This is a genomic window from Streptomyces sp. SUK 48 (genome assembly GCF_009650765.1).
Taxonomy (GTDB): domain Bacteria; phylum Actinomycetota; class Actinomycetes; order Streptomycetales; family Streptomycetaceae; genus Streptomyces.
Map to the genome: position 1 here is coordinate 5,071,136 of NZ_CP045740.1, position 17,138 is coordinate 5,088,273.

The following is a 17,138-nucleotide window of genomic DNA, read 5'->3' on the forward strand; positions in this document are numbered from 1 at the left end:
TCCCCCGCCACCGGCCGGTACGGTTCTCGCGCTCCGGTCGTACGGCCCTCACGCCGAGGTCAGCGCGGACCGCCCCGTCGTCGCCTGTCCCGGCAGCCGTACCGCGCCCGGCATCGGCTCGTCCAGCAGCAGGGTGCGGACGACGCGTTCGGCGGCCCGGCCGTCCTCGAACTCGCAGTAGCGGGACCGGAACCGGGCGCGCAGCCGGGCCGACTCCTCGTCCCGCCAGCGCCCCGAGGCGAAGAGGCCCGTCAACTCCCGCTGGGAGAAAGTGACATGCCCCGGCGGCTCGGCCGTCAGGTCGACGTAGACGCCCCGCGTCTGCCGGAAGGTCTCCCAGTCGTCGGCGTGGATCACGATCGGCCGGTCGAGGTTGGCGTAGTCGAACATCACGGACGAGTAGTCGGTGATCAGGGCGTCCGCCGCGAGCAGCACGTCCGCCAGGTCGGGCTCGTCCGTCGCGTCGAGCACGGCACCGCGCCGGGCCAGCTCCGCGAGGCCAAGACCGCGCGCGGGACCGGCCGCCAGCGCGGGATGCAGCCGCACCACCAGCGTGTGGTCCGCGCCGAGACCGGCCGCGAGCCGGGCCACGTCGAGCCGGTCCACATGGCCGCCCCTGCGGTAGTCCCGGAGGGTCGGCGCGTACAGCACCACCGTGTGGTCGTCCGGGATGCCGTGCCGCGCCCGGAAGTCGCTCGGACCGCCCTTCACCAGCACGTCGTTGCGCGGGCTCCCGGTGCGCGCGGAGGCGAAGTGGCAGGGGTAGGCCCGCTCGTACACCAGCTCCGCGTGGCGGCTCGCGACCAGGCTGTGGTCCCAGCGGTCGGCGCGGCGCAGCAGCTGCGGCACGTCCACGCCGAGCCGGGCGCCCGGTTTGTCCAGCAGGTCGGCGCCCAGGTACTTCAGCGGGGTGCCCTGATGGGTGTGGATGTGCACACCGCCGGGCCGCTTGGCCGGGACGCCGGTCCAGGGCACGTCGTTCACCAGGAACGCGGCCCGCGCCATGACCTCGGCGCAGCGCCGGGTGCCCGCGATCACATGCTCGACGTCCGCCGGCAGCCCCGCCGCCGTCTCCGCGTCCCGCACCACCCACACCCCGCGCAGCCGCGGCGCGATCCGCAGCGCCGCGCGGTGGATGGCGGCCGGGTCGCCGAGGAGGCCCCGGTGCCCGGACGAGGAGTACACCACCAGCTCGGGGTCCAGCGGACGGCGGGCGTGCAGCGAGGCCCAGCCGGTGCGGGCCCGCCCGGCCGCCATCCGGCGTACCGCGCCCGCCCGCCGGGCCGCACCCCGCCCGGCGCGGGCCGCCTGCCGCCGCAGCCGGTAGCCCGCCCAGCCGCCCTCCAGCAGGGCCACCTCGCCGTCGACGCGGGCGCCCTCGGGCTTCAGCCGGCGGAACAGGTCGGCCGTGCGGTGGAAGAACTCGGCCTTGTCGGCGGGCGGCAGCCGGTCCGGCTTGGCCAGGATGTCCAGGCAGTGCTCGCCCATCTTCCGGTGCAGGTACGGCCGCCAGGAAGCGAGTTCGGGATGCCCGTCCAGGAAGGCGAAGACCCGCTCGTACTGGTCGTGGACGTCGAAGTGCTTGCGGCTGGTGGTGGACAGGATGTTGCCCTGCCGGCGCTGGCGGTAGTTCAGGCAGATCCGGTCCAGCGCGGCGATCCGCCCGGCGCTGAGCATCACCGGGAAGGTCCAGGGGGTGTCCTCGTAGTAGCCGGGCGGGAAGGCGAAGCCCTCGGCCGCGACGAACTCCCGCCGGTAGACCTTGTTCCACACCACCATCAGCAGATCCAGGATGCGCGGATACCCGGCCGCCGTGAACGTGTCCGGACCGGCTTCCGCGAGCACCTCCGCGAGCGCGTTGCGCCGGGTGCCGCCCCACCAGTACGTGCGCGCGTAGTCGAACACCAGCACGTCCGGGTCGCCGCTCTCCGCCAGCCGGTCGGCGATCGCCGCGAGCGCGCCCGGGGTGAGGGTGTCGTCGCTGTCCAGGAAGAAGAGATAGTCCCCGGTGGCGTGCGGCATCCCGGCGTTGCGGGCGCGCCCGAGGCCCACGTTCTCCGGCAGGTGCAGCACCTTCACCCGGGGGTCGCGCGCGGCGTACTCGTCGAGGATCGCGCCGCTGTCGTCCGGCGAGCGGTCGTCCACGGCGATCACCTCCAGGTCCCGGTACGACTGCGTCAGCACCGAGTCCAGGCATTCGCCCAGGTACGCCTGCACCCGGTAGCAGGGCACGATCACACTGAAGCGGGGCACGGTCAGCTCCTCACGAGGGTCACGGCGGCGGGGGCGGGCACGCGTTCGGCGAGCGGCAGCACCGGCGGGAGCGCCTGCGGCGGCTCGCCCAGCAGCACCCGCCGTACGACGCGTTCGGCGGCCCGTCCGTCGTCGAACGCGCAGAACCGCTCGCGGAACCGGGCCCGCAGCGCCGTCGACTCCGGGTCCGCGTAGGCGCCCTCGCGGAACACGGCGGCCAGGTCCCCGGGGGTGCGGGCGACCGGCCCGGGCGGCTCGGCCATCAGGTCGAAGTAGACGCCCCGCGACCGCCGGTAGACGTCCCAGTCGTCGGCGTAGATCACGATCGGCCGGTCCAGGTTGGCGTAGTCGAACATGATGGAGGAGTAGTCGGTGATCAGCGCGTCCGCGGCCAGGCACACGTCCTCGGCGCTGCGGTGCGCGGTGACATCGATGATCCGCTCCGAGTGCCGGGCGCGGCCCTGGTCGTAGAAGTAGTGGGCGCGCAGCAGTACGACGACGTCCTCGCCGGCCGCCGCGCAGAACTCGTCCAGGTCCAGGCCGGGTTCGAAGCCCGCGTGGTGGTCGCGGTGGGTGGGGGCGTAGAGCACGGCGAGCCGGTTCTCCGGGACGCCCAGCTCCCGCCGGACGCGGGCCACGTCGGCGGCGGTCGCCGTGCAGTAGACGTCGTTGCGTGGATAGCCGTACTCCAGGGCCTCCCAGGAGCCGGGGAAGGCGCGCTCCCACATGCGGGTGGAGTGCCGGTTCGAGGAGAGGTTGAAGTCCCAGCGGTCGACCCGGCCCAGCAGCTTGGTGAAGCTGCCGGAGCGCGCGGCCACCACCGGGTACGTCGACTGGTCCACGCCCATCGTCTTCAGCGGGGTGCCGTGCTGCGTCTGGAGGTGGACGCTGCCGGGCCGTTTGACCACGCCCTCCGCGAAGTTGGCGTTGTTGACGAGGTAGGTGGCGCGGGCCAGCAGCTCCCAGGCGCGGTGGGAGCCGAGCACCGCGTACTCCACGTCCTGCGGCAGGGTGTGCTCCTGCCCCGCCTCCACCAGGAACACCGAGCGCAGATGCGGGGCGAGTTCGCGGGCCTTGGCGTGGATCGCGGCCGGGTTGCAGGTGTAGCCGCGGCCCCAGTAGGCGCAGTACACCACGAGGCCGGGATCGAGGGGGCGGCGCAGGGCGGCGCGGTAGCGCAGCCGGGTGCGGACCGCGTGCGGGCGGGGCACGGTCTCGGCGGCCCGCCCGGCGAGCCGGTTCGCGTCGCGCAGGGCGCGGAAGGCGTCGTACGCGCCGACCGCGAGCAGCCGGTGCTGCACCCCGAGGCTGCCGCGCGGCATCCGGTGCCCGGCCGGCCGGAACCGCCGGTACAGGCGGGCCGCGCGGCGGAAGAACGCCCGGTGTCCGCGGGCCAGCCGCTCCGGCCTGGCCGCGGTCCTCAGCACCAGCGCGAACAGCTGGTCGAAGAGGGGCCCGGTGCGCTCGGCGGGCAGCGCGCGCCCGGCGGCCCGCGTGAGGACCAGCTCCACCTGGTCGAGCAGGGCGTGCCGGCCCTCGCCCGGCAGGTTCAGCCGGCTGCCTTGGCGGCGCAGCCGGTGCCGGACGACCACCCGGCGCAGTACGGCGATCCGCCGGGCGGCGACCGTGACGAGGCCACCCCAGCCGAGGTCCGTGAAGTGCCCCTCGGGGAAGGTGAGTTCGTGCTCGGTGAGGAAGGTGCGGCGGTACACCGCGCTCCACGCGGGCAGCGCGGCGCCGGTCAGCCCCGGCCGGTCGGCGGGCGCGAAGGCGCCCTTCGGGGCACCGGCGAACAGCGGCGCCACGGGGTTCACCGGATCGCCCTCCCACCAGGGGGCCCGCTCGTGCTCCGCGTACAGCACCTCCACCCCGGCGGTCTCGGTCAGCCGGGCGTCCACGGCCGCCAGCGCGCCCGGCAGCAGCAGGTCGTCGCCGTCCAGGAAGAGCACGTACGCGCCCCGCGCCGCCCGCGTCCCGGCATTGCGCGCACCGCTCAGCCCGGCGGACGGCGGTGAGTGGACCGGCTTCACCCGGGGGTCCCGCCCGGCGTACCCGGCGGCCACCTCGGCGGCCGGGGCGTCGGGCGCGTCGCAGACCGGGATCAGCTCCAGGTCGCCGAAGGACTGGCCGAGGACCGAGTCCAGTGCCTGGGACAGCCGGCCGGCGACGCCATGGGAGGGGACGATAACGCTGAAGCGGGGCATTCTGCTCTTTCTGTCGTTCTTCCTGTCGTCCTGCGGACGTGTCTCTACGGCGCCACGCGCACCCGGCGCCCGGCCCGGCCCGCCGCGCCCACCCGGCCCGCGCCGGGCCCGCGACGCGCACCCGGCTCCCTGCCCTGCCCGCCACGCACCCGGCCCCCGGCCGCCCCGCCGGGCGCCAGGTGGGCGGCCGGCTCGGGGTGGGCCGGGTCGAGCGGAGAAGCATGCGAACTCCCTTTGGGGTCAGAGGTGTTCGGCGGTCCTGCTGACGGGGCGGGGGCCCGCCGGATGCGGCACGGTGGCCAGCGGGGAGCGCGCCGGGTGCGGGGTGTTCGCCAGGGCGGAGCGCACCGGACGGCGCTCGCCGAGCGGCACCACCGGGGACGGCTCGGTGCGGCCCAGCACGATGTGCCGCACGACCCGTTCGGCGGCCCGCCCGTCGTCCCAGGGGCAGAACCGCTCCCGGAACGCGGCCCGCAGCAGCGCGGCGCGCGCGCCGTTCCAGTGGCCGTCGGTGAACACGTCGACGAGTTCGTCCTCGTCGCGCCCCACCGCGCCGGGCGGGGCGCCGGGCAGGTCCACATAGGCGCCGCGGACCGCCGTGTACGCCGCCCAGTCCCCGGTGTGCAGCACGATCGGCCGGTCGAGCCCCGCGTAGTCGAACAGGAGCGGCGACTGGTCGGTGAGCAGCGCGTCCGTGGCCAGGCACAGGCTCTCGGGACAGGGATGCGCGGAGACGTCGACGACCCGGGGGCCCTCGACCGGCACGTCCCCGTGGGCGCGGACGAGCAGCACGAAGCGCGGGCCGAGGCCGCGGGCGAGCCTCGGCAGGTCCAGCGGGAGGTGCTGGGTGCGGTGGTGCTCGCGGCGGGCGGGCGCGTAGAGGACCGCGACCGCGCCCGCGGGAATGCCCAGGGTGGCACGCAGCCGGGCCACGTCGTCCTGGGTGGCCCGCTGGAAGACGTCGGTGCGCGGGCTGCCGTACTCCAGGGCGGTCCAGCGGCCCGGGTGGACCCGCTGCCAGGTCAGGGTGGAGTGCCGGTTGCCGGAGACGACGTGGTCCCACTGGGCGACGTCCCGCAGCAGGCCCATGGGGTCGGCGCCGGGGACGGCCCCCGGACGCTCCACCAGATCGAGTCCCGTGTGCCCGAGGGGCGTTCCGCCGAGGGTCCGGACGAGGATCTGCCCGTCCCGCTTGCGCAGTCCCCGGGTGAGGTGGGCGTCGCCGAACAGGTAGGTGGAGCGGGCGAGCGCCGTCCAGTGCGCGGCCGTGCCCGGGGTGACGAGGCGGGGGCCGGCCGGGAGCGGGTGCGGGTGCGCCGGGTCGGCGATCCAGGAGGAGCGCACATGCGGGGCGTACCGGCGCATCGCCTCCTCCAGCGCGGCCGGGTCGCCGCCGTACCCGCCCTCGACGGCGAACACCGCGCGCTCGGGCCGCAGCGGCAGCCGCAGCTGGACGCGGTAGTGCAGCCGCAGCGCGGCGGAGCGTACGGCGCGCGCCGGGCCCAGCACGAGCCCCCGCAGACGGCGGCGGACGGCGGCGCCGTACCGCAGGGCCCGGAAGGTGCGGTGCAGCCCGAACCGGATCAGCAGATGGCGCCGCCGCAGCCGCGCCTTCGGCACCCGGTAGCGGCGGTGGTGGTCGCGGGCCCGGCGCAGGAACTCCCCGTGGCTGCCGCGCGGCAGCCGTCCGGGGCGGGTGAACACGACGCCGTAGTGGTCGATCATCCGCCGGTACAACTCGGGTTTCCATACGGCGAGTTCGGGGTGGTCGGCGACGTAGGCGAAGACCCGCTCGTACTGGTCGAACAGGTCGAAGTGCTTGCGGCTGGTGGTGGACAGGATGCTGCCCTGGCGCTGCCGGTAGTGCACGCACACCCGGTCCAGCGTCGCGATCGAACCGGCCGCCATCAGCACCGGGAAGGTCCAGGGGGTGTCCTCGTAGTAGCCCGGCGGGAAGGTGAGGCCCTCCGCCGCGACGAACTCCCGCCGGTACGCCTTGTTCCAGGCCACCATCAGCACCCGCAGCAGCCCCGGCCGGTCGGTGAGCCGGAAGGGCGCCCGCCCCCACTCGCTCAGCTCGGCCGCGAGATGGTTGCGCACCCGCCGGCCGTCCCCGTACGCGCGCTCGTAGTCGTACACCAGCACATCCGGCCCGCCGGTCGCCTCGATCCGCTCGGCGATCGCCGCGAGCGCCCCCGGGGTGAGGGTGTCGTCGCTGTCCAGGAAGATCAGATAATCGCCGGTGGCCTGCCCGATCCCGGCGTTGCGGGCCCGCCCGAGTCCCCGGTTCTCGGCCAGGTGTAACGGCTTCACCCGGGCGTCCCGGGCCGCGTACTCGTCGATGATCTCCCCGCACGCGTCCGGCGAACGGTCGTCCACGGCGATCACTTCGAGATCCGGGTACGACTGCGACAGCACGGAGTCCAGGCACGCGGGGAGGTACGCCTGGACCTGGTACGCGGGGACGATGACACTGAACCTGGGCACGGGACATCCATGGGTCTCTTCGGCGCGGGCGTTCTGCCCGGGAACGGCCGAAAGGGTGACGGGGTTACGGCCCGTACGGCATTCGGGGGATATCCGGTGAACGGGTGGGGGCGGCTGGGTCCTGGTCGGCGGAGAGCCAACGTGCCTTCTACGGCGCTGCGTTCACGTCCCGGTCACCACATGACAACGCTTCCCTCGTGCGATCGAAGTCGGCCCGGGGGACGGTCGTACCGTGGAGTGCCGCTTCGACGCACTTGTCGTCGGCGGCGCTGTAACTGCTTGTGAACCAAACCGCGTTCGCGGGCCGCCCCGTGGCTGACGTCTCGTTGATCAGGGAGGCATGTGATGCCGTCGAGCGTGCCCGGTTTCGCTGAGTTGCTCGGCCAGTGCGAGCGGTCCGCCGTCCACTTGGAGCTGCGTGACTCCTACGCGTCGACGGACCGCTTCGAGGCGTGGAAGCGGGGCGAGCGGATCACCTGGGAGGACCTTGAGTCCTGGTGGCACCCCTACGATCAGTTGATCACTGACACCGTGGCCCGGGGCGTGACGATTCGCCGGGCCCGGGTGATCTCCGAGCCGGTTTCGGACTACATCCGCTGGGAGCACTACGTCACCCGCGCCAACGTCATGGCCGGCGAAGAAGTGCGCTGGCTGCCGCGGAGACAGGCCACGAGTATCCCCTTGCCGGGAAATGACTTCTGGCTGTTCGATGGCGCGCTGCTTCGGGTGCACCACTTCTCGGGTGACGGCGTGGTGGTGGAGGACGAGATCACGGCGGACCCGGAAGCCGTGAAGCTGTGCTCCGCCGCCTTCGAAGCGGTCTGGGAGCGGGCGGTTCCGCACCACCTGTACAAGATCTGACGAGAGCCGCTCCGTGCCCACAGCCGGCCGGTCGTCATGTGCGGTTGGTCAGATGCTGATACGCAGTGGCTACTGCCACCCGTGCAGCGCCAGAGAGCCGGACCGGCCGAGACAGCCGTGCAGGCCCGCATAGGGATACTCGATGACGTCCTCGGGGAGGTCATGGGTGTCGAACCACTGGAGCGCGAGACACTTCTCGGGCTCCTTGTCGACGGGTGTTCCCGCCTACTCGGTGGCCGCGAAGAAGAACCCGATGCGCTCGGAACCGTCCTCCTGACGGTGGTGCACGACATGCCGGAGTTCCAGGTGGCCGGGGTCGGTCGTGACACCGGTTTCCTCGAAGAGCTCGCGGGCTGCGCCGGCGGTGAGGGTCTCGCCCTGGTCGAGCTTGCCGGCCGGCAGGTGCCACCGGCGGTAGCCGTAGGGACCGCCTCTCTGCGAGAGCAGGGTCTTCTCGCCGTCGAGGAGAAGAACGTGAGTGTCGATGACGGGCTGTGCCGGCTGTCCGCTCATGGTTCCTGGGGGGTCGGGGTGGTGGCTCAGGCCCCTGACGCCAGTGAGAGGGCGGGGATCGCGTCGGCGATTCGGCGCGTGAGCCGCGGACGAGCAGGTCATCCGGCTGGTACCTGGCCTCTTTGGTGAGAATTGACAAACGCCTCCTGTGTGGCCACAGGAGGCGCGTTGCCCTTCGGATCGCTGCGGGCAATCCCTATAGCTCGCCCTTGACCACGCTTCCGATGAATGCCTGCCACCCTTCGAAGGCGCTGGTCAGGACCGGGCCTGCCTGCTCTTTGCTGTCTCGCGTGGCGACTACGTCGTCAAGGTAGGCCACCTCGACGCAGGCGCCGTTTCCGTTGCTGTGGCTCGACTTGAACCACTGAGCGTTCTCAACCCTGTTCATAGTTCCCTGCTACCTCCCGTTCCTTGTCCAGGTATGGTCCAGCGGGGAGCATGAGAAACGCCTCCCGAACGGCCTGTGCGGGAGGCGTTCTGTCGCTCGTATGACGCCTTACTCGAAACCGCCCATCCGGATACCGCTCACCAGCCTGGCAACGCTCGCCCGCGACAGAAGCAACGCGGGGCCGGTCGGCCTCTTGCTGTCCCGTACCGCGATCGTCTGCGTATCGACGATGCCGCACTCGACGCAGTCGGACTGCGTACCACTCGCCGACGACTTCCACCACATCACGGGCAGGAGCGACGAGTCTTCAACGTGAGCCATCAGTGATCTTCCCTTCCGGAACAGAGGGGAGACGTGCCCGGATCAGCGCCGGGCAGCACCTAAAGCTCGCCCTTGACCAGGCTTCCGATGAATGCCTGCCACCCTTCGAAGGCGCTGGTCAGGACCGGGCCTGCCTGCTCTTTGCTGTCTCGCGTGGCGACTACGTCGTCAAGGTAGGCCACCTCGACGCAGTTGCCGTTTCCGTTGCTGTGGCTCGACTTGAACCACTCGGCGTTCTCAACTCTCTTCATAGCTCCCTGCAACTTCAGCAATCAGACGCCTCGACGCCTGCTCGTTCAGTGATGCTTCCCAGACGTTGTTGAAGGCCGCGTCGTACTGCTGCACCTCCCGTTCCTTGTCCAGGTACAGACCCCCGGTGTACCCGTCCGCGTAGACCGTCGGCGGTTCCGTGTCCACCCCGTCACCGGTCAACGGGAACCGGAGGATCATGAACGGGCCGGCAACCACTCCTGAGTGCATACCAGCAGCGAAGGGCACCACGCGAATCGAGACGTTGGGCAGCTCTGAGACATAGACAAGGTGCGCGAGTTGCTGCATCATCACCTCCCGCCCGCCGACGGGACGACGTAGCACGGCCTCGCCCAGAACCGCCCGAAACACCGGCGGGTCGGTGGCTCGGGTCAGGAGTGCCTGCCGTTCGAGGCGGAAGCGCACGCGGCCATCAAGGTCTGCGTCGTCAATTCCCCGGATATGTGTGCGGATGATCTCGCGCGCATACCCATCGGTTTGAAGCAGACCATGTACGAGATCGCTCTCGTACGACGACAGGGACTGCGCAGCCTCTTCGAGGCCCACGTAGATGTCGAACCCCTCCGGGATCACGTCGCCGTACGCATGCCACCAGCCGCGCGCTTTGGTCTCCTTCGCGAGTCCCATCAGGGCCTCGGTGATGTCCGGTGGAGCGCCATACACCAGACACATCGCCTGAACATCGAGGCTTCGCAGTGGAGTCTGGCCGGTCTCGATGCGCCACATCTTCGCCTCGGACCATTCCAGCTTCGTCGCCGCCGCACGCACTGTCAGACGTGCCCGGTTGCGTAAATCCCTCAGGTTACGCCCCAGTTGACGACGAGGAACGGTTGATCCAGTTGGACCCTCAGCCATCTACAGCCCCTCCGTGGAACTCGATATGAGCGACTTTCGCCCCTCACGATGAAAGCCCTTGGACACCCGCTCCGCAATGCAAGACGTTCGTTCGACACCTTCTCGGTGGTGTTACGTCGTGAAGTCTTGCACGCAGGCGAGTCGGCCGTGCAGCCTGAAATTCCGATTCCCGTAAGCGAACTTTTCGCTACGTAGCCGTACTGACCAACGTAAGTCGGCTGCTGAGCACGGAACTTGCCCGTGAGGGGATATTCGTGATCAATCTGCCGCAGGCGCCCCCGCCCGCATGTTGCCCGCCTCCCGACGGTCCACCGCCCACGCTGCTGTTGGCGAGCGATCCCGAATCAGTCGGTCGGGCCCGCACCTACGTGCGCGAGGTACTGGCACATGGTGAACCCCCGGTTGCCGCCGACTGTGTCGACACCGTCGTGCTCATCGTCTCCGAGCTGGTGACGAACGCCTACCGCTATGGCACCGAGCCGGGCGACTCGATCCTCGTCGTGGTCAGTACGACACCCGACCGTGTGCGCGTCGAGGTGCACGATCCCAGGCGACGCCGCCCCCGGCCCCGCGAGGCGACGGGCGACAGCACCCGAGGGCGCGGTCTGCACATCGTCGGTGCCCTCGCGGAGCGGTGGGGTGTGGACGACAGGCCGTTCGGCAAGAAGGTATGGGTCGAGGTGACCAGGTGACCGGCCCCGGCCTCACCATCCGGGCCGTACCCGGCGCCGACTTCGTCGCGGGGTGCACCGTGTCGACATGGCTCGACATGGTTGCCTTCCTGCTGATCGGACACCCTCCTCCGCAACGCCCCGGTGAGACGGCCGAATCGATCGAGGTCGGTTTGATGGGCATGGTCGACGCCATGGGACTGCGTCCCGCAGTCGAGACCGTGCCGGCTGTGGGGCTACGCATCGTGATGCGAGGTCCTTACGCCGCCCTCGACTACGGGCACCCCACAGTCTTCATGCAGGTACCCACCGTCGGTGACGCGTGGCGGTCTCATCTCAACCGTGGCGGCCCCGCTCTGCTCGTCATCGCCCTCGACCTGATTCCCCCGGGCGCAGGCCCCGACGCTCTTGCGAACTACCTCGACCGCGTCGCCTCCACTCGACGGGCCTATGCGGGCACGACGGCCCTTCGGAACCAGTGACAGCTCCTGGTCGAGGACCGGCGCCGCCAGTTCGCGGGACCGGCGACCACACCTGGCGCACCCGACGCCCGCTGACCCCGTGAGCTGAACCACCGAGACTTCCCGCCGCAGGTACCCCGGGCGGGAGATGGCGCCCCCTTCTGGGCGTCGGACCCGGTCTGTTGAGGCAAGCCGGGCGGACACAACTCCGGTCACACAGAGAGGAATCACACGATGATCGAGCAGCAGATTCGCGCCACCGAGGCCGACGAGGACGAGCTGACGCTGGTCGAGCTCGGCGACGCTGCCGCCCTCACCGAGGGCCAGGGCGGCGGCCACAGCGAGGACAAGCGACGGGCCTACAACAGCTGATCCTCCACCCGGTGGTGCGGCCCGGCCGGGCCGCACCACCGGTCCAACCGCATCCAGGGAGGAATTCGTGATCTTCGGCGGTTTCAATACCACTCCTGACGTCTGCCTGCCGCGTCCCATCGGCTCCACCCCGCTCGCGGCCGCATCGAGTTCCTGGCGACTCGGCGACGGCCCTGCCCACGTGCTCGCCGACATCGTCGGCCGACGCCGCGTCCTGCTCCTTGGCTGGTGCGGGGCGAGCGCTGTCGAGTTCTCTCATCTGGCCGACGGCGCCCTGCCCGCAGACGCGGCCTGGCGTTGGCCCGGCACCTACACGATCGTCGAGGAGGCCGACGACGGTGCGGTGGTCGTGTACACCGACCCTGCCGCTGCCTACCCCGTGTACGCCGCCCGGTGGGACGGCGGCTGGGCCTGGTCGACCTCCGCCCGACTGCTGGCAAGCCTGTCCGGCGCGGCCATCGACGCCGGGCGTTTGGCCTGCGCGGTTCTGCTGCCCTCGGTGCCCGCTCTCGCGGGAGACCGGACCTTCTTCAGCGGCGTGCATCAGCTGCCACCCGGCGCACGGGTCGAGTTGCCGGCGCACGCCACCGCCTGGCGGGCAACCACCGTCTGGCGCCCGGAGCCGGTGCTCGGCGGCCCGCCCCACGTCCGGCTGCGTACCGCGCTGAAAAGCGCGGTCGAGTTACGGGCAGACGCCCCTGACCTGTCCTCGGACCTGTCGGGCGGGCTGGACTCCACCAGTATCACGATGCTGGCCGCCACCGCCCTGCCTGCCGGGCAGCGTCTGGACGCGGTCACCGTCCACCCGGACGGCAACCTCGGCGGGGCCGACCTGCGCCACGCCCGCCTGGCCGCCGACCGATATCCGTGCCGCATCGCCCACCATCTGCTGCCGCTCGCCGACCGGCACCTGCCCTACACGCGGATCACCGATGTCCCGGCGTCCGACGAACCAGCGCCCTCGACGCTGACCAACGCCCGTCTGATCCACCAACTGAACTGGATGCGGGCTGAATTGGGCAGCCGTACTCACCTGACCGGCGACGGCGGCGACAGCATCCTGTTTCAGCCACCGGCCCACCTCGCCGACCTGATCCGCCACCGCAACCCGGGCCGCGCGGTGGCCGAGGCCCTCGGGTGGGCTCGCCTTCGACACGTTCCGGTCGGTCCGCTGTTGCGAGACGCAGTCCGCCTCGCGCGCACCACCCGGCACCGGGCTCTGGACCTGCTTGCCGCACAGGTCGGGACGGCGGCCGGACGCAACGACCACGGCCGCGTCACCTGGTTCCCGCTGCTGCCTCTCCCGTCCTGGGCCGAGCCGCAGGCCCGGCGTCTGCTGGCCGAGGCCGCCCAACGGGCCGCCGCCGAGCCCGACCCACTGCCGGGCCTTGACTTCGCGGTGCGGGTACTCGTGGACGAGATCCGCGAGGTCGCCCGCACCGCTGTCGCCGACGCCCGGCTCGCCGCTGCCTGCGGCATAGACCTGCACAACCCCTTCCTCGACCCGGTCGTGGTGGACGCTGTGCTGACCTGTCCGATCGACAGCCGACCCGCGCTGCATGCCTACAAGCCGCACCTGGCCCGTGCGATGGCCGATCTGCTGCCGCCGCAGACCACCGCCCGCACGACCAAGGGCAGCTTCGACGCCGACCACTACACCGGGATGCGGGCCAACCTGGGTGACCTGTCCGCCCTCGCGGACGGCTACCTAGCCGCGCTCGGCCTGCTCCATCCCGGAAGCTTCCGTCGGCACCTGGCCCAGGCCGCGGCCGGGCTGCCGATGCCGCTTGCCACCCTCGAACAGGCACTTGCCGCCGAAGCATGGCTCACCGCCCATCACCGCGACCCCGCCCCCGGCTGGACCCGTACTCCGGTGAGGAGCAGACCTCGTGCCTGAGCCGACCGGCTTCGCCGTCCCACCCGCACACGTCCGCGCCGTCGACTTCGGGCACGTCCTGGTCCTCATCGACTACCGCACCGGCCAAGTCCGTGGACTGTTGCCCGCCGCCGCTGAACGCTTCCGCACCGCCGCCCGCACGGGCCACGTCGGCTGTTTGCCGGGGCGGCTCGCCGACCAGCTGCTGACCGCAGGGCTCCTGGCCCCCACCCCGGCCGCTGGTCCGTGGCCGGTGACCCCGGCCGCCACCGCGGCCGCGAGCTGGGGCAGCACCGAGCACCCCGCCGGCATTGTCCGCCCCGGACCCGTCCTGACATCTGCCCTGCTGGGTGGATCCGGAGCGCTTGCCGTCGTCGCTGCCGTCAAGGCCGTCGGCGAGCGCGGCACCGCGATGAACCGCGTCGTCCGGGTCGTCGAGCGGGCCGTGTCAACCTGCCGCCGCCCGGCCACCCCTCGGCAGGCGGAAGCCGCCGTTCGAGCGGTCCGAGCCGCCGGGTGGTGCTCCCCGGCACGCACCGCCTGTCTGGAGGAGTCCGCCGCCGCCGTGCTGCTGCTGGCCGCTCGACGGCTCGCCGTCACCTGGTGCCACGGCATCGCCGCCGATCCCGTGCGACTGCACGCCTGGGTGCAGACTGAAGACGGCGCCCCGGTCGCCGAGCCCGAGTCCACCCTCGTCTACACGCCCGTCCTCACCATCGGAGGCCGCCATCACCGCCAGCCCTGAGCCGACCATCTGGGTCCGCGACAACGCCTGCGGACTCGGCCCGTACCGTGCCGACCTGGTGGAGACCTACTGGCGGTGGGAACAGGATCCCGTCGTCCTCGTCGGTTACGGCCGCCAGCAGCCCGAGTCGCTGGAGGCCCGCACCGAGGGCATGGCCCACCAGATCCGGGGCGACAACATCCGCTTCACCGTCTACGACCTCACCGGCGAGGTACCGGTCCCCGCCGGAATCGCCACCCTGCTGCCCGACTCCGCCGTCCGCACCGCCGAGTACGTCGTGATGCTCGCCCCCGAGGCACGCGGGAAGGGCTTGGGGGCGGCGACGACCCGGCTTGTCCTGGACTACGGGTTCCACATCACCAACCTGCGAATGATCTGGCTCAAGGTCCTCGCACCCAACACCGCCGCCGTTCACGCCTACGAGAAGGCCGGCTTCCGCATCGCCGGAAGGCTCCGCCAGGCGGGGTACTGGCTCGGTCAGGTCTGCGACGAGCTGATCATGGACGCGCTCGCCGCCGAGTTCACCGGTCCCTCCGTGATCGTCCCGCTGGTGTCGTAGACGGCCCCGGCCCCCCTGAACGGGGCACCAGGGCCGTCGGCCACATCCGTCAGGCTTACTTCACCGCCCCCGCCATCACCCCCGACACGAACTGCCGCTGGAACGCGAAGAACACGGCCAGGGGGATCACCATGGAGATGAACGCGCCGGGTGCCAGGACGTCGATGTTGTTGCCGAACTGGCGGACCTGGGTCTGGAGGGCGACCGTGATCGGCTGGGTGCCGGACTTGGTGAAGACCAGGGCGACCAGCATGTCGTTCCACACCCACAGGAACTGGAAGATGCCGAGGCTCGCGATGGCCGGGCCGCCCAGTGGCATCACCACGCGGGCGAACAGGCGCAGTTCGCCGGCGCCGTCCAGGCGGGCCGCCTCCAGCAGCTCGCGGGGGATCTCCGCGAAGAAGTTCCGCAGCAGGAACACCGCGAACGGCAGTCCGAAGCCGGTGTGGAACAGGACCACGCCGAGGATCGTCCCGAACAGGCCGACCTTCCCGAAGAGTTCGGCGATCGGGATCAGCGCCACCTGCACCGGCACCACCAGCAGGCTGACCACGCCGAGGAACCACCAGTCCCGGCCCGGGAACTCCATCCAGGCGAACGCGTATCCGGCGAGCGAGCCGATGACCACGACCAGGACGGTCGCCGGGACCGTGATCAGGACCGTGTTCAGCAGGGAGTGCGTGATGTCGCCGTTCTCCAGCAGCTTCTGGTAGCTGCCGAAGGTCAGCTGGGAGGGCTTGGTGAACACCGTCCACCAGCCGCTCGCGCTCATGTCGTCCGGGGAGCGGAGAGAGGAGATCAGCAGGCCGATGGTCGGCACCAGCCAGAACAGGCCGACCAAGACGAGGAGGACGCGGACCAGGGGGCCGCCCAGCCCGCGGGTGATCCGGGCGCCGAGCGAGGGCCGGGCCGGGGCGGCGGGTGGGGTCGTCCCGTGTGTATCGGTGGCGAGTGCCGTCATCGCCGTACCTCCCGCCTGAGCCGTCGGATGTTGAACAGCATCACCGGGATCACCAGCAGCAGCAGGAACACCGCGATCGCGCTCGCCACACCCGGCTGGCCCTCCGCGAAGCCCCTGCGGTACAGCTCCAGGGCGAGCACGTTCGCGTCGTCCTGGGAGGAGCCGGGGGCGATGATGTAGACGAGGTCGAACACCTTGAGCACATTGATCATCAGGGTGACGGCGACGACCGCGAGGACCGGTGCGAGCAGCGGCACGGTGACCTTGCGGAACACCTGCCACTCCGTGGCGCCGTCCACCCGCGCGGCCTCCAGCAGCTCCCGGGGCACGCCCGCGAGCCCGGCCGCGATCAGCACCATCGCGAAGCCCGCCCACATCCAGACGTACGCGCCGATGATCGCCGGGGTGACCAGGGAGGGGCCGAGCCATTCGACGCCGTTGTACGGCTCCCGGAAGTTGCTCGCGGGCAGCCGCAGCCGTGCCCCGTCGGCCGCCGCGGGCAGTGTGAAGGTGCCGTCCGCCGCCGCCTTCGCGGACGCCACGACCTTGCCGTCCCGCACCGCCTCGATCCGCATCCCCGGATAGCCCAGCTCGGAGGGGTCGGGCGCGCCGAGCCGGCCGACGCCCTTGCCCCGGGTGAAGTCCTGCCAGGTGGTGCCGGTGACCTTGCCCGGCTCCGCGTGCGCGGCCGCCGCCCGGTGCGCGTCGCCGGGCATCTTGTCCGGGGCGACCCCGACGAGCGGCAGGGTGACCGGCCGCCCGGCGTGTACGACCGCCTTGGTGACGAAGCCGCCGTTCTGCGGGACGAGCGGCGACTCGCGGCCCGGGTGCGCCATCGGGAACGCCGAGGACCGCGCGAAGGTGTCGTGCACCGACACCCACGCGGCGTTGGCGACGCCCTTGTCCGGGTCCTGGTCGTACACCAGCCGGAAGATGATCCCGGCCGCGAGCATCGAGATCGCCATCGGCATGAAGACGACGAGCTTGAACGCCGTTCCCCAGCGCACCCGTTCGGTCAGCACCGCGAAGACCAGCCCGAGCGCGGTGGAGACGGCGGGCGCGAACACCACCCAGATGACGTTGTTCTTCAGGGCGGTGAGGATGCCGTCGTCCGTGAAGACCGTCTTGTAGTTGTCGAAACCGGCGAATCCGTGACCGGAGTCGGTCCCGAAGCTGCGGACGACCGAGTACCCGATCGGGTAGACCACGAGCGCGCCCAGCAGCACCAGGGCGGGCAGCAGGAACAGCGCTGCCACGGCCCTGCGGGTGCCGGTCACGCTCTTGCGCGCGCGGGGCGCGGCGGGACCCGGTGGGGCCCCGGCCGCCGCTGCCGACGCCATC

Annotated in this window: 17 protein-coding genes; 7 read left to right on the top strand and 10 right to left on the bottom strand. The window is 71.4% G+C overall.

What is annotated here, in order from left to right:
- Positions 1-48 precede the first annotated feature (48 nt).
- From GHR20_RS22210 to GHR20_RS22220, 3 genes are all read right to left on the bottom strand, one after another.
- The gene (locus GHR20_RS22210; protein WP_153814162.1) at positions 49-2,253 is read right to left on the bottom strand and encodes a bifunctional glycosyltransferase/CDP-glycerol:glycerophosphate glycerophosphotransferase; all 2,205 of its coding nucleotides are present in this window, start codon (positions 2,251-2,253) and stop codon (positions 49-51) included.
- Positions 2,254-2,255: 2 nt separating this feature from the next.
- Positions 2,256-4,457 carry a bifunctional glycosyltransferase/CDP-glycerol:glycerophosphate glycerophosphotransferase gene (locus GHR20_RS22215; RefSeq protein WP_153814163.1) on the bottom strand — a complete coding sequence of 734 codons (2,202 nt, stop codon included), beginning with the start codon at positions 4,455-4,457 and terminating at the stop codon, positions 2,256-2,258.
- Between the two features lie 240 nt (positions 4,458-4,697).
- On the bottom strand, positions 4,698-6,944 hold the full coding sequence (locus GHR20_RS22220; RefSeq protein ID WP_153814164.1) for a bifunctional glycosyltransferase family 2 protein/CDP-glycerol:glycerophosphate glycerophosphotransferase: 2,247 nt from the start codon (positions 6,942-6,944) through the stop codon (positions 4,698-4,700).
- 345 nt (positions 6,945-7,289) lie between these two features.
- Between GHR20_RS22220 and GHR20_RS22230 the strand changes: the two genes are divergently transcribed.
- Positions 7,290-7,805 (top strand): DUF6879 family protein, encoded by a 516-nt coding sequence (locus GHR20_RS22230; RefSeq protein WP_148024604.1) that lies wholly within the window; start codon positions 7,290-7,292, stop codon positions 7,803-7,805.
- 225 nt (positions 7,806-8,030) lie between these two features.
- On the opposite strand, the gene GHR20_RS36860 is transcribed toward GHR20_RS22230, so the two are convergent.
- The 5 genes from GHR20_RS36860 to GHR20_RS22255 form a co-directional block, all read right to left on the bottom strand.
- Positions 8,031-8,318, bottom strand: coding sequence for an NUDIX domain-containing protein (locus GHR20_RS36860; RefSeq protein WP_194858957.1), 288 nt, complete (start codon positions 8,316-8,318; stop codon positions 8,031-8,033).
- A 196-nt stretch (positions 8,319-8,514) separates the two neighbouring features.
- Positions 8,515-8,706, bottom strand: coding sequence for a DUF397 domain-containing protein (locus GHR20_RS22240; RefSeq protein ID WP_153814165.1), 192 nt, complete (start codon positions 8,704-8,706; stop codon positions 8,515-8,517).
- Positions 8,707-8,814: 108 nt separating this feature from the next.
- On the bottom strand, positions 8,815-9,027 hold the full coding sequence (locus GHR20_RS22245) for a DUF397 domain-containing protein (protein WP_153814166.1): 213 nt from the start codon (positions 9,025-9,027) through the stop codon (positions 8,815-8,817).
- Between the two features lie 59 nt (positions 9,028-9,086).
- Complete coding sequence (locus GHR20_RS22250; protein ID WP_153814167.1) at positions 9,087-9,278, bottom strand: DUF397 domain-containing protein; 192 nt, start codon at positions 9,276-9,278, stop codon at positions 9,087-9,089.
- The gene (locus GHR20_RS22255) at positions 9,265-10,152 is read right to left on the bottom strand and encodes a helix-turn-helix transcriptional regulator (RefSeq protein WP_153814168.1); all 888 of its coding nucleotides are present in this window, start codon (positions 10,150-10,152) and stop codon (positions 9,265-9,267) included. The genes GHR20_RS22250 and GHR20_RS22255 overlap by 14 nt, the downstream gene beginning before the upstream one ends.
- Positions 10,153-10,478: 326 nt before the next feature.
- Between GHR20_RS22255 and GHR20_RS22260 the strand changes: the two genes are divergently transcribed.
- The 6 genes from GHR20_RS22260 to GHR20_RS22285 all read left to right on the top strand — a co-directional run bounded on the left by GHR20_RS22260 (position 10,479) and on the right by GHR20_RS22285 (position 14,836).
- Complete coding sequence (locus GHR20_RS22260) at positions 10,479-10,844, top strand: ATP-binding protein (RefSeq protein ID WP_275549815.1); 366 nt, start codon at positions 10,479-10,481, stop codon at positions 10,842-10,844.
- Positions 10,841-11,305 (top strand): hypothetical protein, encoded by a 465-nt coding sequence (locus GHR20_RS22265; protein WP_243878109.1) that lies wholly within the window; start codon positions 10,841-10,843, stop codon positions 11,303-11,305. The genes GHR20_RS22260 and GHR20_RS22265 overlap by 4 nt, the downstream gene beginning before the upstream one ends.
- Before the next feature lie 213 nt (positions 11,306-11,518).
- A complete protein-coding gene (locus GHR20_RS22270; protein WP_148024611.1) occupies positions 11,519-11,656 on the top strand; it encodes an albusnodin family lasso peptide in 138 nt (45 codons plus the stop codon).
- A gap of 67 nt (positions 11,657-11,723) precedes the next feature.
- Positions 11,724-13,553: an albusnodin/ikarugamycin family macrolactam cyclase gene (locus tag GHR20_RS22275; RefSeq protein WP_148024612.1), complete on the top strand. Its 1,830-nt coding sequence runs from the start codon at positions 11,724-11,726 to the stop codon at positions 13,551-13,553.
- Positions 13,546-14,277, top strand: coding sequence for a lasso peptide biosynthesis B2 protein (locus GHR20_RS22280; protein WP_148024613.1), 732 nt, complete (start codon positions 13,546-13,548; stop codon positions 14,275-14,277). Before GHR20_RS22275 ends, GHR20_RS22280 begins: the two co-directional genes overlap by 8 nt.
- Before the next feature lie 7 nt (positions 14,278-14,284).
- Positions 14,285-14,836: a GNAT family N-acetyltransferase gene (locus tag GHR20_RS22285; protein WP_208446877.1), complete on the top strand. Its 552-nt coding sequence runs from the start codon at positions 14,285-14,287 to the stop codon at positions 14,834-14,836.
- A gap of 55 nt (positions 14,837-14,891) precedes the next feature.
- On the opposite strand, the gene GHR20_RS22290 is transcribed toward GHR20_RS22285, so the two are convergent.
- Positions 14,892-15,797: a carbohydrate ABC transporter permease gene (locus GHR20_RS22290; RefSeq protein ID WP_153814172.1), complete on the bottom strand. Its 906-nt coding sequence runs from the start codon at positions 15,795-15,797 to the stop codon at positions 14,892-14,894.
- Positions 15,794-17,137 (bottom strand): sugar ABC transporter permease, encoded by a 1,344-nt coding sequence (locus GHR20_RS22295; protein ID WP_153814173.1) that lies wholly within the window; start codon positions 17,135-17,137, stop codon positions 15,794-15,796. Before GHR20_RS22295 ends, GHR20_RS22290 begins: the two co-directional genes overlap by 4 nt.
- Position 17,138 lies beyond the last annotated feature (1 nt).

Coding starts and splice junctions, on each gene's coding strand:
- GHR20_RS22230 (WP_148024604.1), top strand. CDS start 7,290: ATGCCGTCGAGCGTGCCCGGTTTCGCTGAGTTGCTCGGCCAGTGCGAG.
- GHR20_RS22215 (WP_153814163.1), bottom strand. CDS start 4,457: ATGCCCCGCTTCAGCGTTATCGTCCCCTCCCATGGCGTCGCCGGCCGG.
- GHR20_RS36860 (WP_194858957.1), bottom strand. CDS start 8,318: ATGAGCGGACAGCCGGCACAGCCCGTCATCGACACTCACGTTCTTCTC.
- GHR20_RS22290 (WP_153814172.1), bottom strand. CDS start 15,797: ATGACGGCACTCGCCACCGATACACACGGGACGACCCCACCCGCCGCC.
- GHR20_RS22250 (WP_153814167.1), bottom strand. CDS start 9,278: ATGAAGAGAGTTGAGAACGCCGAGTGGTTCAAGTCGAGCCACAGCAAC.
- GHR20_RS22270 (WP_148024611.1), top strand. CDS start 11,519: ATGATCGAGCAGCAGATTCGCGCCACCGAGGCCGACGAGGACGAGCTG.
- GHR20_RS22295 (WP_153814173.1), bottom strand. CDS start 17,137: ATGGCGTCGGCAGCGGCGGCCGGGGCCCCACCGGGTCCCGCCGCGCCC.
- GHR20_RS22240 (WP_153814165.1), bottom strand. CDS start 8,706: ATGAACAGGGTTGAGAACGCTCAGTGGTTCAAGTCGAGCCACAGCAAC.
- GHR20_RS22245 (WP_153814166.1), bottom strand. CDS start 9,027: ATGGCTCACGTTGAAGACTCGTCGCTCCTGCCCGTGATGTGGTGGAAG.
- GHR20_RS22255 (WP_153814168.1), bottom strand. CDS start 10,152: ATGGCTGAGGGTCCAACTGGATCAACCGTTCCTCGTCGTCAACTGGGG.